Here is a 23,244-nt window from a genome sequence, read left to right as displayed (position 1 = left end):
CCGATCGATGACAACGAGGAGGTAACAGTATGTCGACCACCGTCGAGCCGGCGATCTCGCCCGCTCGTTCCGCAAGCGCCGGCTACCGGACGCTCTGGCGCTGGCATTTCTACGCCGGCCTGTTCGTGATGCCGTTCCTCGTGATCCTCGCGATCACGGGAACGCTGTACTGCTTCCAGCCGCAGATCGAGCCGTTGCTGTATCCGCACCAGCTGATCGTCGAGCCGCGCGATACGCGGAAACTCGATGCCGACACGCTGCTCGCGAAAGCGCGCGCCGCGATGCCGGCCGGTGCGACGCCGGTTTCCGCGCAGGTGTCCGCTGCGCCGGATCGCAGCGCCGAATACGTGTTCCGGCTCCGCGACGGCAGCCGGGAAAGCGTCTATGTGAACCCGTACGACGGCAGCGTGCTCGGCACGCTGAGCGTCGAGCGCCGCTTCATGCAGGTCGACCGGATGCTGCATCGCAAGCTGCTGCTCGGCAAGACGGGAGAACTGCTGATGGAGCTTGCCGCGTGCTGGACGTTCGTGATGATCGGCACCGGCGTCGCGCTGTGGTGGCCGCGCGGAACGGCGCGCATCGGGCGCGCGTTGCGGCCCGACCTGTCGCTGCGCGGCCGGCCGCTGTGGAAGAACATCCATGCGACGGCGGGCATCTGGCTCGCCGCCGGCGCGGTCGCCTTCATTCTGACGGGGCTGCCGTGGTCGGGCTCGTGGGGCAAGTACTTCAAGGCGCTTGCCGCGACCGTGAACCTTGGAGAGCCGCAAGGTGCATGGGGCGGCCTGCCATTGCGTTCGTCGCGTCCGGGCGCGGCGCCGGCCGGCATGGAAACACGTGCCGCCGCGCCCGCCGGGCGTCACCACGATGGAGGCGACTCGATGCCGGGGATGGTGATGGACGACCTGCCGCTGCCGCAGACGCCGTGGGCGGTCGGCAACGTGCCCGTTCCGCATTCGCCGTCGGCGCCGACACCGGCGCCGCTCACGCTCGATCGCGCAATCGCGATCGTCGCGGGGCTCGGCGTGACGAGCGGCTACACGCTCGCGCTGCCGGCCGGCGCGGACGGCGTGTTCACCGCGTCGTACTTTCCCGCCGATCCGAAGGCGGAGCGGACGATCTACATCGACCAGTACAGCGGCGCGGTGCTCAAGGACATCCGCTACGACGATTACGGCGCGGTGTCGCAGGCCGTGTCGTACGGCACGTCGCTTCATATGGGGCGGTACTTCGGGCTCGCGAACCAGATCGTCTGCGCAGTTCTGTCGCTCGGACTCGCCGCGATGGCCGTAACGGGCGCCGTGATGTGGTGGAAGCGCCGCCCCGCGGGCAAGCTGGGCGCACCGGCGCGCGAACGCGATGCGCCGCCGATGCGCGCCTGGATCGCCGGGCTCGTGCTGCTCGGGATCGTGTTTCCGTTGATGGGGATGACGATCGTCGCGGTGTGGCTGGTCGACCGGCTGCTGTTCGGCCGTGCGGCGCGCGCCGCACGAGTGCGCAGATCTCGCGCGTGATCGGTCCGCTCGATTTCCTCGCGAACTTCAGCGTGAATCACGCGGACGGCTGTCGCGATCATGAACGAGGCCAGTACGAGCAGTTCAACGCGAACGTCGGCTGCCGGTTCAGCCCGGCGGTCGAGACGCGCTTCTACGTCGGCGTGTCCGTAGTGAAGGCGGCGCCGGGCGCGGTGTCCGTCTCCGATTCGGACGCTTTGCGGGTTTTTACCTAACGCAAAGTTCAACCATGTCGCCGCGGATTTTCCGCATACTGTTTTCATCGACGTCTCGCGGGTCCGCCATGCCCAGCCGTTGCCGTCAGAAGATCGGGGTTGTCCTCGGGATCTTCGCGATCCTGTTGAGCGTGGTCGCGCCGACGATATCCCAGACGCTGCGCGGCGCGTCGGCCGAAGGCGCGCATCACGCCCTTCACGCGCATCACGGGCATCACGCGCACCACACGACCGCAGCCTCTCATCTCGCCCACGCCGAGACTGCCGCGCACCATCACGGTTCCGATTCGTGGCCGGGTTGCGCGTGCCCGTATTGCAGCCTGATTGCACACACACCGATGCTGCCTGGCGCGCCCGTGGCATTCGGCATCCCTGCACAACCGGCCGGGTTTGCAGCGCCGGTCGCGGCTGCGGCGTTTCGTCCGTACACGGTTCTGACTCTCGCGCAGCCGCGCGCCCCACCCGTATTGTCCTGACCCCTGCTGATGGCTTTCCCGCGATGCCGACGGACTGAACGGCGTCGCGGTGACGTCGCGCGTCTGTTGCGGCGACACCTCCATAACCAATCAGGACATCAACATGCGAACCACTCTCAGACGGGGCGCCGTGGCGCTATGCGCGCTCGCTCCTTGCCTCCTATCAGTCGATGCATCGGCCCATGCGGTGGCCGGCAATCGCGTATTCCCTGCCACGATGGCGGTCGACGATCCCGGCGTCGGTGACGAGCTGAACCTCGAATTCGGCCACCTCCAGTCCAGCACGGATGACGGCGACAAGCAGAACACCAATACGACGACGCTCGAATGGGACAAGCGGATCACACCCAGCTTCCAGCTTTCCGTGACGGGCACCTACGTCAACCTGAACGCGCCGAACGGCGGCTCGGCGCGTGGTTTCGACAACTGGCAGGTCGGCGCCAAGTACCGCTTCTACGTGAACGAAAAGCACGAGTTCATGGCATCGGTCGGCACGATCGCAGAGTTGGGCGGGACCGGCGCGCGGTCGATCGCCAATCCGCACTCGGCGATCACGCCGACGCTCTATTTCGGCAAGGGCTTCGGCGACCTGCCCGACAGCCTGAAATACCTGAAGCCGCTTGCGATCACGGGAACCGTCGGCCCGCGCCTGACGTTGAACAGCGCCGATCCGAATTCGTTGAGCTGGGGCGTCACCGTGCAATACAGCCTGCCTTATCTGCAGAACTTCGTGCAGGACGTGGGGCTCAAGGCGCCGTTCAGCAACCTGATTCCGGTAGTCGAATTTCCAATGAGCACGTGCACCGCCAGCCCGTGTTCGGGCCACACGACCGGGACGATCAATCCCGGCCTGATGTGGGGGAATCGCTGGGGCCAGTTCGGCGTCGAAGCGCAGATTCCGGTCAATCATGCGAGCGGAACGGGTGTGGGCGTCCTGCTGCAAGCCCATCTGTTCCTGGACGATGTATTGCCGAACTCGCTCGGCAAACCGATCTTCGGCAAAGGAGAATAGCGATGAAGCTGTTCAACCGTCTTCTGCGCAACTACCGCGCGGCTACCGTCGCGGCGGTCATGCTGATGCTGTCTGCCGCGTTCGCGCACGTGTTCCCGCAAACCCAGTCTCCGTCGGCGGGCGCCGAAGTGCCGGCGCCCGCCAGCGTCACGATCGTGTTCGACGGGCCGCTCGAACCCGCATTCAGCTCGCTGACCGTCAGCAATTCCGCGGGTAAGCAGATGAACACCGCGAAAGCGCAGGTCAGCCCCGACAACCGGAAGTCGATCAGCGTTGCGCTGCCGCCGTTGCCCGTCGACCGCTACACCGTCCATTGGGTGGCAGTGGCTGCGGATGGGCATCGCACGCATGGCGACTATTCGTTCAAGGTGAAGTAACGGACCCGGCGGTGGCATTCGCATCGATCGTGGTGGCGGCCATCGCCAACGAAACGTTCGCGTGCGCGGTGGGTGCATCTGGCGGGGCATGATTCATGCTCGTCAGCGTTGCCATGGTATTGGGCGGGATCAACCGCCCGATTTATCTGCCACGCATTCGGTTTGGTGCTTCAGCGGGCTCATTCCTGACCATCCTGAGGATGGAGGCCGTCATGATGCCTTGTGTTCTCTCTGCCGCTGCCGTGCTCGCCCACACTATTCCTGGGGCACACCTTGGCGCCGGATCATGAGTCGAAGACACGGCTCCCGTGGATCCGCGAGCGTCAAGGCATCGACGCTCTTCGGAGCATCCTTACATTTCGAAATCCTTTCTTTCGCCCGCCCCCGTATCGCGAGGTCTCAACAAAAAATATTCCGCGAAATCGTTTGCGCATCCGTCACCGGCGTTCAGTTTATTCATCACATGCCGATATCTCTAATGCGTTCGGGATCGAAGCGGCGTCGCCCCGCCGCTTCGATCCGATACGACAACAAACGACGAGACGGATAGCGAAAGGAAGGTTTGTGGCGACAGTTTTCGGGTGCATCGTATATAGGCACAATCTCTGGCTGCTGCTGCTTGCCGCGCTGTTGTGCGGGGCCGGCTCGTGGGTCACCGCGCGCCTGTTCCAGCGCACGGTGAATACCACCGGCACGCAGCGGCTCGGCTGGCATGTGCTGACGGCCATCTCGGCCGGCGTCGCGATCTGGTGCACGCACTTCGTCGCGATGCTCGGTTTCGAAGCCGGCGCGCCCGTGCACTTCAACCTGCCGCTCACGCTCGTGTCGCTGGCGATCGCGGTCGGCGGCAGCACGATCGGCTTCGTGCTGACGACCTGCCGCGCCGCGAAGGCCGCCGCCCCCGCGCTCGGCGGCGCCGTCGTCGGCGTGGCGATCGTGCTGATGCACTTCACCGGCATGCTCGCGTGGCGGGTCGAGGGCTTCGTGTCGTGGGACGTCGGCTACCTGATCGCGTCGGTGCTCCTGTCGATGACCCTCGCGGCGCTCGCGCTGCACCTCGCGATGCTGCCGTCGCGGCACGCGGTCAACCAGATGGCCGCCGTGCTGTCGCTCGCGATCCTCGCGCTGCACTTCACCGGCATGTGCGCGCTGCGCGTGACGCCGCTGACGCTCGACGGCGCGTGGACCGACGCGAACGCGCTGCGCCCGCTGGCGCTGGCGGTCACGGCGATGTCGCTCGTGATCGTCTGCACGGGGCTCGTGAGCTACGTGATCGACAGCAACGTGCGGGCCGAATCGCTCGAGCACCTGCGCCGGATGGCGCTGAGCGACATGCTGACCGGCCTGCCGAACCGGGCCAGCTTCAACGAACGGCTGGACCTGGAAATCGCGCTCGCGCACGAGCGCGGCACGAAGCTCGCGCTGATCGGCATCGACCTGAACCGCTTCAAGGAAATCAACGACCTGCGCGGCCACCACGCCGGCGACGAGGTGCTGCGCATCCTCGCGCGGCGGATGACGAACCTGCTGCGCGACGGCGAGTTCGTCGCCCGCGTCGGCGGCGACGAATTCGCGGCGCTGTGCCGGATGAACGACGGCACGCACCCGATGGACCTGCTCGGGCGGCTCGAGCCGGCGCTCTTCAAGCCGGTCCGGATCGACGACTACGAGATCGTGCCGGGCGCGAGCTTCGGCGTCGCCGTCTACCCGGACGACGCGAGCACCAAGGCGATCCTCATCAACAACGCGGACCTCGCGATGTACCGCGCCAAGGGCAGCCTCACGCAGCCGGTCTGCTTCTACGAGCCGGCGATGGACCTGGTCGTCCGCGCCCGCCGCAGCCTCGCGGCCGACCTGCGCCGCGCGGTGGCCGACAACCAGCTGAGCATCCACTACCAGGTGCAGACCTCGCTCGCGACCGGCGAGATTCGCGGCTACGAGGCGCTGCTGCGCTGGCAGCATGCGACGCTCGGCACGATCTCGCCCGCCGAGTTCATTCCGCTCGCCGAGGAAAGCGGCGTCATCCTGGACATCGGTGCATGGGTGCTGCGCGAAGCATGCGCGCGGGCGGCCATGTGGGAGCCGCCCTATGTCGTCGCGGTGAACGTGTCGGCCATGCAGATCATGCACGCCGACCTGACGGCGCTGGTCACGCAGGTGCTCGAGGAAACCCGCCTGCCGGCGTCGCGCCTGCAGCTCGAGCTGACCGAATCGACGATCTTCGCCGGCCGTGAGCGCGCGCTGAACACGCTGCAGCAGATCAAGGCGCTGGGCGTCAGCATCGCGCTCGACGATTTCGGCACCGGGTATTCGTCGCTCGACACGCTGCGCTCGTTCCCGTTCGACCGCATCAAGCTCGACCAGTCGTTCGTCGCGGACGCGGAAGTGCGGCCGCAGGATCGCGCGATCATCCGCGCGGTGCTCGCGCTCGGCAAGAGCCTGGGCATTCCGGTCCTGGCCGAAGGCATCGAGACGCACGACCAGCTTGCGCTGCTGGCCGAGGAAGGCTGCGACGAAGCGCAGGGCTTCCTGCTCGGCCGGCCCGCGCCGCTCAACGAAATCGTCGGCAGCGGGCAGATCACGCTGACCGGCGGCAACCGCGCCCGCGCGCCGGCCCCCATGCTGGAAATGGCTGCCATTTCCGACCTGGAGCCGGCCCCGTTCGGGTACCCGACCACGCCGGACACGGCAACCTGAGCCCGGGTTGCACCAGGCAGGCCAACATGAAAACCCACAACGCACGGATGGCAAGACTGGCAAGCATCGCGGCGCCGGCCCGGAACCCGGACCTGCTCGTGGCGCAATACCGGGTATTCGCCGGCCAGCTCCCGGTGATGTACCTGATCCTCATCACGAGCACCTGGAGCCTCGCCGTCACGCACCTGGGCAGCGCGCCGTCCTGGCTGACGGTCGCGATGCCGTGCGCGATGACGCTCGCGTCGCTGGTGCGGCTGCTGCACTGGCGCCACGCCCGGCTCCTGGACCCGACGCCGGAAACCGTGTTGCGCGCGCTCACGGTCACGAACTGGCTGGTGATCCCGATCGCGGTGACGTTCACCACGTGGGCGCTGCTGCTGTTCCCTTACGGCGACGCGTGGCAAAAGGCCCAGGTCGCGTTCTACATGGCGATCACGCTGATCGGCTGCATCTTCAGCCTGATGTACCTGCGCTCGGCCGCGCTCACCGTGGCCGTGATCGTCAACGTCGCGTTCATCGCGTTCTTCATCTCGACGCGCCAGCCGACGCTCGTCGCCACCGCGGTCAACATGGTCTTCGTGTCGGCGGCGCTGATCATCGTCATCTCGGTCAACTACCGGGGCTTCCTGCACACCGTCGACGCGCAGGCCGAATCGCGGATGCGCGAGCAGGCGCAGACGCGGCTGATGCAGATGATCGACGACATGCCGGTCGCCGTGATGACGGCCGACCCGGAGACGTTCCGCATCAACTACCTGAACGCGACCTCGCTGAACCTGCTGCGCTCGATCGAGCACCTGCTGCCGATCCGTGCGGACGACGCGCTCGGCGCGCCGATCGACTTCTTCCACCCGCACCCGCAACACCAGCGCCGCATGCTCGCCGATCCGGCGAACCTGCCGCATCGCACCCGGGTCCGGCTCGGGCCGGAAGTGCTCGACTTCCAGGTCTCGGCCGTGCGCGACGCCGAGGGGCGCTACATCGGCCCGATGCTGTCGTGGTCGATCGTCACGCAGCAGGCCGAGGCGGAGGCGCGCATCCACCAGCTCGCCCATCACGATTCGCTCACCGGCCTGCCGAACCGCGCGACCTTCCTCGCCGAATTCGACGCATGCCTGCGCCGCTCGGACAAGGTGATCGCGCTGCTGTTCATCGACCTCGACGGCTTCAAGCTGATCAACGACGCGCGCGGGCATTCGGCGGGCGACGAGGTGCTGCGCCAGGTCGCGGAGCGCCTGCGCGGGCAGTGCCCGGAACCGGGCATGATGCTCGGGCGCATCGGCGGCGACGAGTTCGCGGTGCTGATCCGCGACACCGATGCGGACGGTGCGATGGGCGCGGCCGCGCGGCTCGTGGACACGCTCGTCGCGCCCTACGCGCCGTCGCCCGACCGGCAGTTCCGCATCGGCGCGTCGATCGGCTGCGTGCTGGCGCCGCATCACGGCAACGACGCGGGGGTGCTGCTGTCGCGCGCGGACATGGCGCTCTACGCGGCCAAGAAAGCCGGCAAGGGCACGTACCGGATGTTCTCGCCGGACATGGAAACGAGCGCCCAGGAGCGGATCGCGCTCGAATCGAAGCTGCGGCTCGCGCTGGACGAGAACCAAGGGCTGTACGTGTTCTACCAGCCGATCGTCGACGTCCGCACGCGCCGGATCACGACGCGCGAGGCGCTGCTGCGCTGGCATCACCCGCGCGCCGGCTGGATCTCGCCGGCCCGCTTCATTCCGGTGGCCGAGCGCGGCGGCCTGATCGACCGGCTCGGCCGCTTCGTGCTCGACCAGGCGTGCCGGCAGGCGGCGCGCTGGCCGGACGGCGCGCACGTCGCCGTCAACGTGTCGGCCGGGCAGCTCGGCCACGGCACGATCGCGCCGGCTGTCGCCTCGGCGCTGGCCGGCGCGGGCCTCACGCCCGACCGGCTGGAAATCGAGGTGACGGAAACCGCGCTGCTGCACGACGAGGGCAAGGCCGTCGCGGACCTGCGCGCGCTGCGCGCGATGGGCGTGCGCGTCGCGCTCGACGACTTCGGCACCGGCTTCTCGTCGCTCGCGCACCTGCGCGCGTTCCCGTTCGACAAGATCAAGATCGACGGCAGCTTCGTGCGCGATGCGGTCACGCGCCCGGACTGCGCCGCCGTCGTGTGCGCGGTGGCCGATCTCGGCAAGCGCCTCGGCGTGACGACGGTCGCGGAAGGCGTCGAGACGGAGGAGCAGCTCGCGTGCATCACGGAAGCGGGCTGCCGCGAGGTGCAGGGCTTCCTGCTCGGCAGGCCCGAGCCGGGCGAGCGCGATGCGCCGGCCATCCAGTGGATCGAGCGGGCCGCGCTGGCCGCGAAGAAGCGGGCCTGACCGGCGACGAAACGACCGGACTACTGAATAACCGATGCGGATCGGCGGCGCGCGCGGCCCCGTCGACCGCTTACTGCACGTGGAACTTCGGCGACGTCTCCAGCATGCCGGCCACCTTGCAATCCGGCGCCAGCGGCGTGTACTTGAACGTCAGCGTCGACTTCGGATCGCTCCACTCCGTCACGACCTTGCTCGGGCCGCAGGTGCCGAGCACCCATACCGAGACCTGCGCGTTGTTGATCGTCAACTGCGTCGCGCTGTCCGCCTGCCCCGTCCACGGCGACGTGCTCGACGCGCTGCCGGTGATGACGCCGCACAGGCCGCTGCCCGTGAACTGCGTCGACGTGATCGTCACGATGCCGGACGACGTGATCGTGCCGTTGAACCTCGTCGTGCAGTTCACGTTGTTCCCCCCCTTGCTGAGGGCCGTGATGCCCAATGCGGAGAACGGTTCGCCATTGGGGTTCATCGCCTGGCCGTCCGCGCGCGTGACGGTGACGGCGAATGCGGGCGCGGCGAGCGCGGATGACAATGCAAGCGCAGCAACTGCAGAAACGGCTTTGCGAATCTTCATGGTAGTGGCCTTACTCGAAGAGTGGCGGCGAGCCGCCGAACGTGCGGCGCGGGAATCCGTGCCGGGCGGACACAACGCGCCGATCGACGCAACGATCGACCGGCGCGAGCGGGCCGCGGCGGCGCGCGGCCCCTTCAACCGCTTACTGCACGTGGAACTTCGGCGACGTCGTCAACGTGCCGTTCACCTTGCAATCCGGCGTCAGCACCGCATTGTTGAACGTCAGCGACGAGTTCGGATCGCTCCACGCCAGCACGACCTTGCTCGGGCCGCAGGTGCCGAGCAGCGTCACCGTGACCTTCGCGTTGTTCACCGACAGCTGCGTCGCGCTGTCCGCCTGCCCCGTCCACGGCGACGTGCTCGACGCGCTGCCCGAGATGAGCCCGCACGTGCCGCCGCCCGTGAACTGCGTCGACGTGATCGTCACGATGCCGGACGACGTGATCGTGCCGTTGAACGTCGCCGTGCAGTTCGCGCTGATCCCTCCCTTGCTGAGGCCCGTGATGCCCGATGCGGAGAACGGTTCGCCATTGGGGTTCATCGCCTGGCCGTCCGCGCGCGTGACGGTGACGGCGAATGCGGGCGCGGCGAGCGCGGATGACAATGCAAGCGCAGCAACTGCAGAAACGGCTTTGCGAATCTTCATGGTACTGGCCTCACTTGACGAATGGCGGCAAGCCGCCGAATGTGCGGCGCGCGGGCCTGGCCGGCCGTTGCGCCGCGGGAATCCGGCACGGCGCCCGGCGGGCGCCGGCCGGATCAGAACTTGTAGGAGATGCCGACGAACGTGATCAGCGGGTCCGCCTTCACCTTCGAGCGCGAGGTCGCGAGCGTCGAGCCGTCGGCCGCCTTGATGGTCGTCGTCGCGTACGTCTTGAGCGGCATGTACGACAGCGTCGCGGTCAGCGCCCAGCGGCTGGTGATCGCGTAGCTCGCGCCGATGTTGTAGATCGGCGTGAACGACGACGACGACTTCGCCTCGACCGACGTCGGCCCCGGCTTGCCCGCGCCCGCGGCGAGCACGCTGCCGAGGTTCTCGTTGATGTCGCGCGCGAAATTGCCGTTCAGCTGGATGTTCGTGAACCAGCTGTACGAGACGCCGACCCCGACGAACGGCCTGAAGCGCGCGGTCGGCGCGTTGAAGTAGTACTGCAGGATCACGGCCGGGCTCCATTGCCGCGCGTTCTTCACGGCCGGCTGGTTCGCGGCCTTGCCGAGATCGACGTTGCCGAGCGAGCCGCTCGGGCCGAACGGCCGGATCTCGCCGTGCCCCGTCAGCTTGAACTCCGGCGGCACGCCGAGCACCGACGTGACCGCGATGTGGTCGGTGAAGAAATGCGTGAGCGTCAGGCCGACCGTGTCCGCGTTGTTGACGGTGAGGCTCGTGCCCGGCGACGTGAACGAGCTCGGCAGACGCAGCGGCCCGTTCATCGGCGAATCCACGACGTGGGTGGTCAGCGGGCCGCCCGAGCCCTGCGGCATCACGTGCAGCCAGCCGAGCGTCGCGACGTTGTCGCCCGCCTGCTGCGCGAGCGCGAGCGCCGGAACCGCGGCGGCGACGCCGGCGAAAAACAGCTTCTTCATGGGATCTCCTCGCATGTTGCGTCCGCCGGCGTCACTGCACGAATGCACCGATCGTGAAATACGGGTTGCCCGCGGCGCTCGTGTCGAGGAAGCCGAACACGCCGCCCGTGAACACGAACTTGCCGGTCGGCGGCCCCGACGCCGCATCCGCATGCACCGTCGTGATCACCCCCGGCACCTGCTGCGTGTAGTCGAGATTCAGCGCGCGCGTGAGCGCCGCCTGCGACGCGTTGAACGGATCGAGCAGCGTCGCCTGCGCGCCGACTAGCGCGGTCGCGCGATAGTCGAGCCGGCTGTCGACGCCGGTGTACTCGCCGTTCTGCGAGCCCGGCGCGATCGCGTTGCGCGGGCCCAGGATCGAAATGCCCGATTCGTCGTCGGCGGACGGCACGCCCTGCGTCAGGTCCGCGTTCGCGGCCCCCGTGCGGATCAGGATCGGCACGAGCTGGTTGCGCAGCTTGCCGACGATCAGGTTCGCGCGCCCGGCCTTCGCCGGGTCCACCGCGGCCAGCGTCGCCGGAATCTGCGGCAGGTAGTTGACCGACTGGAAGGCCGGCACGTCCGCGCGCAGCGTGAAGTTCTGGTTGACCGTCGCGGACGACGCGAGCGGCGCGCCGCCGTTCTTCACGCCGAGGTTGTCGGTCTCGACGTAGCTGCCGTCGGCGTTGATCGTCACCGACTGGTCGATCGCGACCTGCGTGAAGCTCTGCGACGGCACCTGGTGATAGCCGAGCTGGTTGTACGTGCCCGCGATCTTCGACAGGTCCGTCTCCACCTGCGCGAAGCTGATGAACGGGTAGGTCGGGAACGTCGTCTTCGGAATCCGGCCGACGCCGATCACGCCGTCGAACTGGATCGTCGCGCCCGGAATCGCACCGCCCAGCACGCCCTCGCCGAGGAACATGCGCGCCGGCCGCGCGGGATCGAGGCTCGCGTTGTTCAGGCGGAACGTGCACTGGTTCAGCTTCTGCGTCGGCAGCCCGGTCTCGTCGGACAGCGTGCCGGTCATCACGTTGTACGGCGCGACGGCGCGCGTCGGCTGCACGGTGCCCGTCGTCGCGGGCACCGGCGACGCGAGATAGGTGATCTGGTAGGTCATCTTCACCGTGTCGAGCTGCACCTTCACGAGCTCGCCCGAACCGGAGCCGCCGATGAACGCGGTGTTGTAGTCGATCTGCTGCGGGCACAGGCGCACGACGGGCGCCGGCGGCGGATCGGCGTCGCCGCCGCATGCCGCGAGCACCGGCGCGCATGCGGCGGCGGCCATCCAATGGGAGATTTTCATAGGAATCCTGTTTATGTGGACGAAGGCGGCGTTGCGCGCCGCCTTGCCTGCCGGATGATTACTGGACGAATGCGCCGACCGTGAAGAACGGGTTCGGCTGACTGTTGTTCATGACCATCGCGTAGACGTTGCCGATCTTCACCGCCCAGCCGGTGTCGCCCTTGCTGATGATCGCGACGTTGCCGTTCGCGCTCGTCGCATTGAAGTCGCGCGTCGCCGTCACCTTGATCTTGCCGGGCGTCGCCTGGGTGTAGTCGAGCGCGAACTGGCCCGTCACCCCCGACGTCTGCGGATTGATGAACGCGGCCGTCGCGCCCTGGAACAGCGTCGACGTGTAGTTCGCCGCCATCGACGAGATCGCGCTGCCGTCCGAGCAATTGCCGGGGCCCGGTTCGAAGAAGCTGCCGCTGTAGATGCCCGGCAGGTCCGGGTGCGGCACGCTGTGGTCGAACGCGGGCCCGTCCTCCGCGGGCGCGCCCGTCACGCCGTTGTGGGTGACGACGCCGCACGCGGCGGCGCTCGTCGCGCCGATGAAGCCGCCCTGCATCGCGTTCGCCGGCATTGCGGTCGCGGGCGCCAGCACCGAGATGCCGACCTCCGGGTCCGCGACCGCGCCGGCCGGATTGCCGGGCGGCGAATACGAGTAGCCGACGCGGATCACGACCGGCACGCGCACGCCGTTCAGCTTGCCGACGATCATGATCCCCTTCGCCTGCGACGGCGTCACGAACACGATCGTCTGCGACTGGCCCGCGATCGGGTAATGCTGCCCCGTCTGCGGCAGGCTGACGAACACGTTGTCGGGCGAACCGTCGGTGTTCGTGCGCAGCGTCCACGGCATGCCGGTCGTCTGGCACGAGTAGTCGCTGCCGGGCGTGATCGTGCACGAGCCGTCCGCGTTCAGCGTCTGGTTCCAGTTCACGGTGTCCGGCTGCCAGCCTTGCGGCTGCGTGGTCTGGAACGAGCTGCCGGTCGGCTGCAGGTGGATGCCGAGCTCGTTGTAGTTGCCGGCAACCTTCGAGAAGTCGGTTTCGGTCTCGCTGAAGCCGATGAACGGATAGAAGTCGAACGTGCGCGACGGCACGATGCCGAGCGTCACGCCCGGAAAGAGCTCGATTCCGGCGAACGCGATCGTCGCGCCGGGAATGCCGCCGCCCACGACGCCGTTGCCGACGAACAGCATCGGCGGATCGGCGCGGTTGATCGTCACCGCATATGCGCCGTCGCTCGTCGCGCCGCTGTCGAGCACGAACGCGCAGCGGTTCTGCTCGGCCGTCGGCAGGTTGGACGGATGGTGGAACGCGCCGCTGATCGTAAGGCCCGCGCGCGTATTGTTGATCTGCCCGGCCGAGGTCGGCACCGACGATTCGATGAACTGCAACTGATAGGTCTGCTTCGTCGTGTCGAAACGCACCTTCACGTATTCGCCGCTGCCCGCGCCGCCGGTGTAGGTCGTCGTGTAGTCGAGTGCGTCCGGGCAAAGCTTCGTGACGACGGGCGGCTGCGTCGCGGGCCCGCTCGGCGGGCAACTGCTGCCCGAGCATTGCGGAACGTTGATCGGCGCCGGATCGTCGCCGCCACCGCAACCGGCGATGAACGGCGCGGCCAGCATCGCGCAGGACAACAAGGCAGACAGCCCAGGCTTGAAACGCATCAGCCCCTCCTAATGATGAACGTGTGTCTCGTCGGCGCGGGCTCGTCGGCCCGTCGCCATTGATGCCGGCCGCCGTCGACCGGGCAACGGGTCGGCGGCTGCCGGATGGCGCCCCGGCCGCCAACGGCCGTGAGCGTGCATGCGCGGCCCTCGCGCGCCGGTCGTGCGGCGGTGCGCGAGAACGGAAATTCGTGGCGGTGGAATTCGGCCGGCTAGAAACCGGTTGCGCGGGATGGCGGTGCGTTGCGTGCGTTGCCCTGTCGGGCGATCCGCGCGGAATGGTGTTGCGTCGTCTGCCCCCAGCCTCGGTGTCTCATCTCGGTCTCCGTCGGTTCGCGGGGCTCGTGACGGCGCCGCGTTGTTTGCGTGAAACTATGATCCGACGAATGCGGTATGTAAATTGATACCGAATTCCAAACATTGCATTGCACGAGAGACTACCGGCGCAAAGGGCGTTCACGATTTTTCAAACAACATACAAATGTGTATCGAGCCACCGGCAGATGCGCTTTTCCGCGATGACGGATGATGCGACGCGCGAACGTACTCCGCCGTTCTCTTCCGCATGACTTTGCATACGATGGCAATTTCGAACATGATCCGCCGGACTGTGCACACGAACGGTTTTTTCCGTCGAAACCGTACGGAGCCACGAAAAACCGTTCGATCGCATGGTTTTTCCGGATTCTGAAGCCGATCTCGTCAAAACTCGTCGATCGCACAGTTTCAGCTTGCTTTTCGCGATACAGGTGCAATACTGTGTGATCGTACAGTTTCTTCTTTTTACCGCGACGAAACGCACCGGCGCCGCGCCAGCGGCCCGGCCCGCCGTTTGCGTCGCTGGAGTCCGTCGACATGCGTTACACGATCGAGCACGCCTCCGACCTCGGCGGCGTGATCCGCGCCGCCCGGAAGGTGCAGAACCTGCGCCAGGACGATGCCGCCGGCAGCGTCGGCGTCAGCGAGTCGTTCATGGTCAAGGCCGAGCGCGGCGCGGACACCGTCCAGTGGGGCAAGGTGTTCCAGATCCTGCAGGGGCTCGGCGTGCGGATCGTCGTCGACATTCCCGACGCGAACGACGAACTTCTCCGAAACCAGTCGGCCCGGGCGAGCCATCGCGCGAGCGTCAGGGAACGGCGCGCCGCCGAGCGGCTGCTGCTGCGCGCCGATGCCGCTTCACCGGCCGCATCGCCGCCCGGTTCCTCCGACGCGGCGCGCCTGCTGAAAGCCGCCAGGCTGCTCGTCGCCGCTGCCGAAACGGCCGCAGAATCCGCCGCATCGCAACCGCCCGTGCCGAGCGCCGCGTCCCGCGCGCTGGACATCGCCCGTCGCGTGCTGGCCGACGCCCACGCGCACGCGCCCCGCCCGCCGCGCGGCAATCCCGCCGAACCGGGGGACGGGCAATGACCGGGCGCACCCTCGTCGCGTCGATCGACGGCCAGCGCATCGGCACGCTGCACGAGCACCAGAACCTGTGGGCGTTCGAGTACGCGCGTTCGTGGCTCGACCACCCCGCCCGCTTCGCGCTGAGCCCGCACCTGCCGCTGCAGGCGGACGTGCTGCGCGACGGCGCGACCACGCGCCCGGTGCAATGGTATTTCGACAACCTGCTGCCCGAGGAAACCGTGCGCGCGCTGCTCGCGAGCGACGCGGGGCTGCCCGACATCGCCGACGCGTTTGCGTTGCTCGCGCACTACGGCCGCGAATCGGCCGGCTCGGTGACGCTGCGCGCGCCCGACGATCGCGCGGACCCGGACACGCGGCTGCGGCCGCTCGACGACGCGGAACTCGACGCGCGCATCCGCGCGCTGCCGACGGTCCCGCTCACGCATGACGCGCCGAAGAAAATGTCGCTCGCGGGCGCGCAGCACAAGCTCCCGGTCGTGCTGCGCGACGGGCAACTGTTCGAGCCGAGCGGGCAGGCGGTTTCGACCCACATCCTGAAGCCGAATCACCCGCACGCGCACGACTACCCGCATTCGGTCGTCAACGAATGGTTCGTGATGACGCTCGCGCGCCGCGTCGGCCTCGACGTGCCCGACATCGAGCGCCGCTACGTGCCGGCGCCCGTGTACGTGATCCGCCGCTTCGATCGCGACGTGACGGACGGCACGGTCGAGCGGCGTCACGCGATCGACGGCTGCCAGGTGCTCAATCTGGCCGCGACGATGAAATACACGGGCTGGTCGCTCGACGCGCTCGCGGCGCTGGCGAACGCCTGCCGCGCGCCCGCGCCGGCGCGGCTGCGAATTTTCCGCTGGCTGGTGTTCTGCATCGTGGTCGGCAACGGCGATTCGCACCTGAAGAACCTGAGCTTCCTCGTCGCCGACAGCGGCCTGGCGCTGTCGCCGCACTACGACCTGCTGTGCGACGGCGTGTACGAAACCGCGACCTACAGTCCAAAGAGCCGCTGGCCGGACCTCACGGAATTCACGCGGCCGGTCGCCGGCGTGCGGCGCTACGCGGACTTCACGCGTGACGTGCTCGAGCAGGCCGGTGCGGCGCTCGGGCTGACGCGCGCGACCGCGCTGCGCCACGTCGACGCGCTGCTGCAGCACCTTCCCGCCGAGGCCGATGCGCTGCTGCGCGAAGTGGGCCGGGACAACGACGCGATGATCGCGGCGCGCCCCGAACTGACGGCGACGCTCGGCGGCGAAGTCCACCTGCTGCGCGCGATCCGCCATATCGTCATCCACGAGATGGTCGGGCGGCTGCGAAGCCGCTGACCTGCACCGCCGACCAACGCGATGAACACCGCCCCTCGCCCGCCCATCGTCGAACAACTCGCCGCACGGCTCACCGGCACGCTGGATCATCCGCGCTGCGCTACGCCGAGCGTGCGTGCCGTTGACCAGGGATTCGTTCGGTCGGCTTGATCGGCATGTCTCGATGATATACGATATAGATATCATATATGGAGAGTGCTATGAGCCGAATCCTGATTGACCTGCCGGACGCACAGGTCCAGGCCCTGGCGGCCGTGGTCGAGGCGGAGCAGCGGCCGCGCGCGGCAGTCATCCGCGACGCGATCGACGCTTATCTCGCACAGCGCAAGCGCACAGCCGGCGCCGATGTGTTCGGCCTCTGGAAAGGAAAGAAGGTCGACGGCCTGGCGTATCAAGAGGCGTTGCGCGAAGAATGGTGAACGCCCTGTTCGACACCAATATCCTGATCGACTATCTGAACGGAGTCGACGCAGCGAAGACCGAACTCGCACGATATCCCGCGCCGGCGATCAGCACGATCACCTGGATGGACGTGCTGGTCGGCACCACGCCTGCCGACGACGCGCCCATCCGCGCGTGGCTGGCGACGTTCGAAGTGGTCGATCTCGACTCGACTATTGCCGACAGGGCCGTGGCGATCCGCAAAGCGAGGCGAATTCGTCTACCCGATGCAATCGTCTGGGCGAGCGCGCAGGTCAGGGGGCTGCTGCTGGTCTCGCGCAACACGAAAGATTTCCCGGCCGAAGAACCCGGCGTACGCGTTCCGTACGTCATATGAATCCCTCCCCCCGCCCGCCCATCGTCGAGCAACTCTTCGCACGGCTCACCGGCACGCCGGACCATCCGCGCTTCGTCGGCGCGCCGCTCGATCCGTCCGAGCTCGACGCGCATGCGCTCGGCGCGGTCTGGCCCGCGCTGCGCCACGCCGAGCGTGCGCGCCATGACTACGACGATCCGCGCGCCGAATGCCTGCGCTGGCTGCACCGGCAAATCGAGGCGCTCGACCTCGCGCCGCAGCTCGACGAACCCGCCGCGCTCGAACTGTTCCGCGGCGTGCGCGCCGGCGAATGGACGCACGCGCTGCAGGATCTGCCGTATCTCGCGCAAGCGCCTTCGCCCGCGCTGCAGGCGGAGCTGGCCCGCATCCTGAGCGCGTCGCCCGACGGCGAATGGCGCAACACGCTGTCGTACGGGCTGGTTGCGCTGGAGCACTTCGCGGGCCGGCGCGGCCGCACGCCGTTGCGGGACCAGATGGTCGCGTTCCATCAGGACTCGCCGTGGCGCGTGCGCGAGTGCGACGTCCTCGCCGAACTGGGGCCGGCCGCGCTGCTCGCGCTCGCCGGCACCCATGACGGCTATTTCGCGCCGAAGCGCCTGTGGTTCGACCTCGACGATCCGGCCGTCACGCTCGCGGACGAGATCGCCTACGTCGAGTTCGCGCGCGACACGCTGACGCAAGCGGCCCGGCACGTCGCCGACATCCAAAGCGGGCAGCTTCCCTATGCCGCCGATCGTGCGTTCACGACCGACGACGCGCAGGTCGTCGCGCGGGCCGCCCGCGTCGCCGCGTATCGCGACGAAGCGTGGTTCCGCCCCCTGATCGGCCCGCTGCTGACCGGCGTATGCGTCGCGCCGACCGCCGCGAAGACCGCGCCGTCGCAGTCGCTCGCGATCGCGCTCGGGCATGCGGTCGAGACGATTCCGACGCCGGAGGGCGTGCGCGCGCTGCGCGACGCGCTGGCGTTGGTCCGGCACGCCGGCCTGCAGAAAAAGCTCGCGCGCAACCTGAAGCCGGCGGAGCGCGCGCTCGGCGACCGGCCGGCCACGGCGCTGCGCCTGACGCTCGACGCGAAGCCGGACAAGAAGCAGCAGGCGATGCTCGCCGCGTGCATGGAAGCGGGCTACTGGCTGGCGACGTCGCTCGACCCGGCCGAGTGGCGGCAACGGCTGGTGGATGCGCCGGCGGGCGCGGCGTTCTCGACGCGGATGATCTGGCAGGCGTTCGGGCCGGACGGCCAGCGCCGCTCGTTCATGCCGGACGCGGCGCACGGCAAGCTCGTGCTGCGCGACGCGGCCGGCGAGCCGTGCGAGATCGACCCGCACGGATCGATCCGTCTGTGGCATCCGCTGGCGGCCGACGCCGACGAGCGTGCCGCGTGGCAGCGCGCGGTGGTCGCGCGCAGGATTCGCCAGCCGGTCCGGCAGGCGTTCCGCGAGTTCTACGCGCCGGCCGCCGACGAAGCGACGGCCGGCGAATCCGCGCTGTTCGAGGGCCACGTGCTGGCGATCCGCCCGCTGCTCGGCCTGGCGCGCCGCGAGGGGTGGTCGATCCGTTCGGACGACGCGGGCCTCGCCCGCGAATTCGGCGACGTGCGCGCGACCTTCTCCGTCGCCGCGCGGCTGTTTCCCGGCGCGGACGGCCTCGGCACGTCAGGTCTCCTGACTTTCGAACGCAAGCGCGAGCGGCGCTGGGCAAGCACACCGCTCGACGGGCTGGACCCGATCGTGTTCTCGGAAGCGGCGCGCGCGGTGGATTTGCTGGTGAGCGTCGCGAGCTTCGCGCTGGATGCCGCCGCGGACCACACACCCGCGACAGCCGCCGACGCCCATCGGCTGCGCGTCGAGCAGGACGTGCGCGAGCATCGCCTGTACCGGCTGCTGGACGTGCCGCTCGGCGCGATGGCGCGGCAGCGGCGGCAGGTGCTGTCGCTCGTGTTCGCCGAGCAGGTCGAACAGGGCCGGCTGTCGATCGACGAGCGCCACGTGCGCGTCGGCGATCATGCGGTGCATTGCGCGACGGCCCGCGTGACCCGCCACGGCGAACCGGTCGACGTGCCGTTCGAACCGCCGGCCGCGCCGCTGCGCGCGGTGCCGTGGCTGCCCTACGACGAGGTGCTGCTGCAGCGGATCGTCGATATCGTCGCGAGCCTGCTGCTGAAGTAGCGCGGCGTCGGAGCCGTTTGCGTGTCGAACCCGAACGATTTGAAAGTGTTGGCACGCCAGGAGCTTACATTCGCAGCACAAGCCGCGCGTCGCGCTGTCGCGATCGCGACGCGCCGGCTTGTGCAGGGGGCCATGCCTGATCGCCCCGGACGCAGCTCGTTGCGCGCTTCACTCCATTGAAAACAACTCGCAGCCGAATTTACCGCCCTATATCAGATTAAAACCGCACCGGGAATTTTTACTTCTTATAATTTACAAATTTGAAAATATCTTAATTTTTATTTCCCGACCCTATGGATTGTATTTTAGCTTTCCGGTTGACAGTCAATTTTAATCCGGATATAAATACACAAATCGATCGGCAGAAGCACAGATGGCCGTCATCGTAGCCTTTTCGTGAATGCTTGAAGACACCTGAAATTCGAAATCACCGTTGCAGCAGCCATGTCGCATTTTATCGATGCACGCTCATGCATGTATTGACGCGCAATCTTTCATATTGACGACCGCCTTGCGTTCGCGACAACGACGTCGCGTCGGCTCGTGCAGGTCCGGCTACGAAGCCAGGCAGCTTGATCCCGCAATGATTTCTTGCGAATCGATCTTGCTTATTGATTAAAAATCCACAACTCTCACGAAAAAAGTTATGGATTCGTCAAATTCTATTTCGCCAAGCCATACCCGACAAATTCGATCGAACGAAGCGACACGATTTTCACGCTGCCTGATGCACGATTCCCGATGACGTCGGCCGTCGAAAGACGTTGGCACGCCAGCATTCGCGTCTCCTTCAATCCATATTGGTATAACCGATGCGCATTGATATGACCGAAATCACAGACCGCCTGATTAGTTTGCCGGCCGCGCCGCCGCGTGCTGGTAGTGCAAGTCCGACGCACTGGATGGAACAAATCCTGTTCGACCTGGAGTCGACATGTTCCGAACACGATGCGTACGAGAAAATCGCGGCTGCGGTCAGGGAAGTCGGGTTCGAATACAGTGCGTACTATCTCCACACGCCCTGGCCGCTGTCCCGGCCGAAAATCTACACGCTGACCAATTTCCCGGAAGCGTGGCAGCAACGCTATCACGAGGCGCGCTACGTCGATGTCGATCCGGTCATCCGGCACGCGCGCCAGTCGTACGCGCCGGTCATCTGGAGCGACGCCGTGTTCGAGGAAACCCCGCATCTGTGGCAGGAGGCCCAGGCGCATGGCCTGCGTTACGGCTACTCGCTCGCGGCGGTGTCGAACTGCGGGGTTGCCGGCATGATGTCGATGGCGCGCTCGCACGGCCCCCTCACGCGCCGGGAGCTCCAGCAGCAGGAGCTCAAGATGCGCTGGCTCGTGAACGCGGCGCATCTGGCGATCACGCGCGCGGTGCTGCCGAAGCTGTCGCCCGACAATGCGATCGAACTGACCGCGCGTGAGGTCGAGGTGCTGAAGTGGGTCGCCGACGGCAAAACCGCCAGCGAGATCTCGATGATCATGCTGATCTCCGTCTACACCGTGAATTTCCATGTGAAGAACGCGGTGACCAAGCTGAAGACCTCGAACACGACCGCGGCGGTCGCCCGCGCCGCGATGCTCGGCCTGCTCGTCTGAGGCCGCGCGATACCGGCACCTGAAAGCCTCCAACCATTTGAATCCGATACGAACACGATGGATCGCAAGCGAGAACTGAAACAGCAGTACAAGGACACGCCGCGCCTGATGGGCGTCTACCGCGTCGTCAACAAGACCACCGGGCGCTCGCTCGTGGAGGCCGGCCGCGACGTCAACGCACGCCTGAACCGGCACATGACGCAACTGCGCTTCGGCAATCACCCGAACAAGCAGCTGCAGGGCGACTGGAACCGCCTCGGCGCCGAGGCGTTCGGCTTCGAGCTGATCGAGGCGCTCAAGCCGCTCGACAAGCCGGACTACAACCCCGACGACGATCTCGAGATGCTGCTCGCGATGACGCTCGAACGCAGCGAGTTCGACAAGGAGCACCTCTACAACCGCTGAGGCCGCCGCCGCCCGCCGACAGGCCCGTACCGGGCCGCCGCGCCGTATCGCTCCATGCGAAGGCCGCGCGCCTTCGTTCGTGCCAACCCACAAGGATGCCCATGGACTTGTCCCCGCCGGTTCCCCTCGCGCTCGCGCACCTGACGGCGCTCGACGTGCCGCCGCCCGAACTCGTCACGCTGGCCTCGGCCGCCGGCTATGCGGCGGTCGGCCTGCGGCTCTACCCGGCCTTCGCCGGCTCGCGGTTCTACTCGCTGCCGGCCGGCTCGGCCGCGATCCGCGAGGTGCGCCGGCGCCTCGACGACACGGGCGTGACGGTCAACGACATCGAATTCATCGGGATCGGCGCCGAGTTCGACGTCGCCGCGCTCGATCCGCTGCTCGATACGGGCGCCGAACTGGGCGCGCGGTGCCTGAGCGTGTGCGGCGACGATCCCGATCGCGCGCGGCTGACCGCGAACTTCGCGCGCCTGTGCGAGCGCGCCGCCCCGCTCGGCCTGCGCGTCGAGCTCGAATTCATGGCCTGGCGCGCGGTCGCGCGCTTCGGCGACGCGTTCGAGGTCGTGTCGGCGGCGCGCCAGGCCAACGGCGGCGTGCTGATCGACGCGCTGCACGTGTGGCGCACCGGCGGCTCCGAGCGCGACGTCGGCACGGCGCCGCCGTCGATGATCCGTACCGCGCAGCTCTGCGACGCGGCGGCCGAGCGGCCCGCGACGCCCGAGGCGCTGCTCGAGGAGGCGCGCGCCGGCCGGCTCGCGCCGGGCCGCGGCGCGCTGCCGCTCGCCGCGCTGCTGGCCGTGCTGCCCGACGACACCGCGCTGTCGCTCGAAGTGCCCACCGGCGGCCAGGTCCCGATCGAACGCCATGTGCGCGACGTGTTCGACGCGACCCAGGCGCTGATCGCGTCGCTCGCCACGGTGCGGACATGACGGGCGCGCCGCTCGAAGCACTCGCACCCGGCCCGGCGGCCGTCGCCGGCACCGGCACCGTCCGGCTCGGCCTGATCGGCGCCGGCATCGCCCAGTCGCGCTCCCCGGCGCTGCACGAGGGCGAGGCGGCGGCGCACGGCCTGCCCTGCCGCTACGAACTGCTCGATCTGGACCGGCTCGGGATCGGCGTCGACGCGCTCGACGGCCTGCTGCGGCGGCTCGAACGCGAAGGCTGGGCGGGCGTGAACGTCACGCTGCCGTGCAAGCAGGCGGTGATCCCGCTGCTCGACGAAGTCGCCCCCGAGGCGGCGGCGATCGGCGCGGTCAACACGGTCCGCTTCGCGGCCGGCCGGCGCATCGGCTACAACACCGACGCCTACGGCTTCGGCGAAGGGTTTCGCACCGGCCTGCCGGACGCGCGCCGCGAGCGCGTGGTGCAGTTCGGCGCGGGCGGCGCCGGCGCGGCCACCGCGTTTGCGCTGCTCGACCTCGGCGTGTCGCACCTGACGCTCGTCGACGACGTGGCGGCGCGCGCCGCCGCGCTCGCGGCGAACCTCGGCCGACATTTCCCCGGCCGCACCGTCGAGGCGCTCGCCGACGCCGATCGCGCGCTCGGCGCGGCCGACGGCGTGGTCAACGCAACGCCGGTCGGCACCGCGCGCCTTCCCGGCTCGGCGGTGCCGCTCGCCGCGCTGCACGCGGGCCTCTGGGTGGCCGACGTGATCTACGCGCCGGCCGAAACGGCGCTGCTGCGCACCGCGCGCGCGCTCGGCTGCGAAACGCTCGACGGCACGCGGATGCTGGTGGTGCAGGCCGCGCGCGCGTTCGAGCTGTTCACGGGATGCCGCGCCGACGTCGCGCGGATGCTGCGGCGTTTTCGCGAGCTGCCGGCGCCCTGAACCGA

General features: G+C 68.0%; 20 protein-coding genes and 1 pseudogene. 16 read left to right on the top strand and 5 right to left on the bottom strand.

The genetic code is table 11. The features are described 5' to 3' along the window. The first annotated feature begins 29 nt into the window (after positions 1–29). The 7 genes and pseudogenes from HWX31_RS09025 to HWX31_RS08995 all read left to right on the top strand — a co-directional run bounded on the left by HWX31_RS09025 (position 30) and on the right by HWX31_RS08995 (position 8,636). A complete protein-coding gene (locus HWX31_RS09025) occupies positions 30–1,511 on the top strand; it encodes a PepSY-associated TM helix domain-containing protein (protein ID WP_174958591.1) in 1,482 nt (493 codons plus the stop codon). Then, a pseudogene (locus HWX31_RS09020) lies at positions 1,475–1,702 on the top strand (TonB-dependent receptor); the annotation flags it as partial. The gene HWX31_RS09025 and the pseudogene HWX31_RS09020, both read left to right, overlap by 37 nt. Before the next feature lie 38 nt (positions 1,703–1,740). Then, positions 1,741–2,202, top strand: a complete 462-nt coding sequence (locus HWX31_RS09015) for a DUF2946 domain-containing protein (RefSeq protein ID WP_174958589.1) — start codon at positions 1,741–1,743, stop codon at positions 2,200–2,202. 103 nt (positions 2,203–2,305) lie between these two features. Further along, complete coding sequence (locus HWX31_RS09010; RefSeq protein ID WP_244143691.1) at positions 2,306–3,214, top strand: hypothetical protein; 909 nt, start codon at positions 2,306–2,308, stop codon at positions 3,212–3,214. Between the two features lie 2 nt (positions 3,215–3,216). Further along, on the top strand, positions 3,217–3,591 hold the full coding sequence (locus HWX31_RS09005) for a copper resistance CopC family protein (RefSeq protein WP_174958587.1): 375 nt from the start codon (positions 3,217–3,219) through the stop codon (positions 3,589–3,591). Positions 3,592–4,155: 564 nt separating this feature from the next. Then, positions 4,156–6,288, top strand: a complete 2,133-nt coding sequence (locus tag HWX31_RS09000; protein WP_174958585.1) for a putative bifunctional diguanylate cyclase/phosphodiesterase — start codon at positions 4,156–4,158, stop codon at positions 6,286–6,288. A gap of 26 nt (positions 6,289–6,314) precedes the next feature. Further along, the gene (locus HWX31_RS08995) at positions 6,315–8,636 is read left to right on the top strand and encodes a putative bifunctional diguanylate cyclase/phosphodiesterase (RefSeq protein ID WP_174958583.1); all 2,322 of its coding nucleotides are present in this window, start codon (positions 6,315–6,317) and stop codon (positions 8,634–8,636) included. A gap of 70 nt (positions 8,637–8,706) precedes the next feature. Here the strand turns inward: HWX31_RS08995 and HWX31_RS08990 are convergent, their stop codons facing one another. The 5 genes from HWX31_RS08990 to HWX31_RS08970 form a co-directional block, all read right to left on the bottom strand. Further along, complete coding sequence (locus HWX31_RS08990; protein ID WP_059617644.1) at positions 8,707–9,210, bottom strand: hypothetical protein; 504 nt, start codon at positions 9,208–9,210, stop codon at positions 8,707–8,709. Positions 9,211–9,352: 142 nt separating this feature from the next. Then, entirely contained in the window at positions 9,353–9,856 is a 504-nt protein-coding gene (locus tag HWX31_RS08985; RefSeq protein WP_029226873.1) for a hypothetical protein, read from the bottom strand. A gap of 113 nt (positions 9,857–9,969) precedes the next feature. Next, the gene (locus HWX31_RS08980; protein WP_059632122.1) at positions 9,970–10,794 is read right to left on the bottom strand and encodes an OmpW/AlkL family protein; all 825 of its coding nucleotides are present in this window, start codon (positions 10,792–10,794) and stop codon (positions 9,970–9,972) included. Between the two features lie 31 nt (positions 10,795–10,825). Beyond that, positions 10,826–12,079 (bottom strand): DUF2957 domain-containing protein, encoded by a 1,254-nt coding sequence (locus tag HWX31_RS08975; RefSeq protein ID WP_059617641.1) that lies wholly within the window; start codon positions 12,077–12,079, stop codon positions 10,826–10,828. Positions 12,080–12,137: 58 nt separating this feature from the next. Beyond that, the gene (locus HWX31_RS08970; protein WP_174958581.1) at positions 12,138–13,733 is read right to left on the bottom strand and encodes a DUF2957 domain-containing protein; all 1,596 of its coding nucleotides are present in this window, start codon (positions 13,731–13,733) and stop codon (positions 12,138–12,140) included. Between the two features lie 855 nt (positions 13,734–14,588). Here HWX31_RS08970 and HWX31_RS08965 point away from each other — a divergent pair. The 9 genes from HWX31_RS08965 to HWX31_RS08925 all read left to right on the top strand — a co-directional run bounded on the left by HWX31_RS08965 (position 14,589) and on the right by HWX31_RS08925 (position 23,239). Beyond that, positions 14,589–15,140 (top strand): helix-turn-helix domain-containing protein, encoded by a 552-nt coding sequence (locus HWX31_RS08965; RefSeq protein ID WP_174958578.1) that lies wholly within the window; start codon positions 14,589–14,591, stop codon positions 15,138–15,140. Beyond that, positions 15,137–16,459 carry a HipA domain-containing protein gene (locus HWX31_RS08960; RefSeq protein ID WP_174958576.1) on the top strand — a complete coding sequence of 441 codons (1,323 nt, stop codon included), beginning with the start codon at positions 15,137–15,139 and terminating at the stop codon, positions 16,457–16,459. Before HWX31_RS08965 ends, HWX31_RS08960 begins: the two co-directional genes overlap by 4 nt. 200 nt (positions 16,460–16,659) lie before the next feature. Then, positions 16,660–16,878 carry a ribbon-helix-helix protein, CopG family gene (locus HWX31_RS08955; RefSeq protein ID WP_174958574.1) on the top strand — a complete coding sequence of 73 codons (219 nt, stop codon included), beginning with the start codon at positions 16,660–16,662 and terminating at the stop codon, positions 16,876–16,878. Then, the gene (locus HWX31_RS08950) at positions 16,872–17,237 is read left to right on the top strand and encodes a type II toxin-antitoxin system VapC family toxin (protein WP_174958573.1); all 366 of its coding nucleotides are present in this window, start codon (positions 16,872–16,874) and stop codon (positions 17,235–17,237) included. The genes HWX31_RS08955 and HWX31_RS08950 overlap by 7 nt, the downstream gene beginning before the upstream one ends. After that, positions 17,234–19,402, top strand: a complete 2,169-nt coding sequence (locus HWX31_RS08945; protein ID WP_174958571.1) for a DUF4132 domain-containing protein — start codon at positions 17,234–17,236, stop codon at positions 19,400–19,402. The genes HWX31_RS08950 and HWX31_RS08945 overlap by 4 nt, the downstream gene beginning before the upstream one ends. A gap of 902 nt (positions 19,403–20,304) precedes the next feature. Then, complete coding sequence (locus HWX31_RS08940; protein ID WP_059615370.1) at positions 20,305–21,006, top strand: autoinducer binding domain-containing protein; 702 nt, start codon at positions 20,305–20,307, stop codon at positions 21,004–21,006. A 57-nt stretch (positions 21,007–21,063) separates the two neighbouring features. Further along, entirely contained in the window at positions 21,064–21,411 is a 348-nt protein-coding gene (locus HWX31_RS08935) for a GIY-YIG nuclease family protein (protein ID WP_010098558.1), read from the top strand. A 101-nt stretch (positions 21,412–21,512) separates the two neighbouring features. Continuing rightward, entirely contained in the window at positions 21,513–22,340 is an 828-nt protein-coding gene (locus HWX31_RS08930; RefSeq protein ID WP_174958569.1) for a sugar phosphate isomerase/epimerase family protein, read from the top strand. Beyond that, on the top strand, positions 22,337–23,239 hold the full coding sequence (locus HWX31_RS08925) for a shikimate dehydrogenase (RefSeq protein WP_174958567.1): 903 nt from the start codon (positions 22,337–22,339) through the stop codon (positions 23,237–23,239). Before HWX31_RS08930 ends, HWX31_RS08925 begins: the two co-directional genes overlap by 4 nt. Positions 23,240–23,244 lie beyond the last annotated feature (5 nt).

Origin of the sequence: Burkholderia ubonensis (genome assembly GCF_902833085.1) — a bacterium.
In the GTDB taxonomy this organism is placed as follows: domain Bacteria; phylum Pseudomonadota; class Gammaproteobacteria; order Burkholderiales; family Burkholderiaceae; genus Burkholderia; species Burkholderia ubonensis.
Note: the sequence above shows the minus strand (reverse complement) of the source record. Positions and strands in the feature narration are given on the sequence as shown.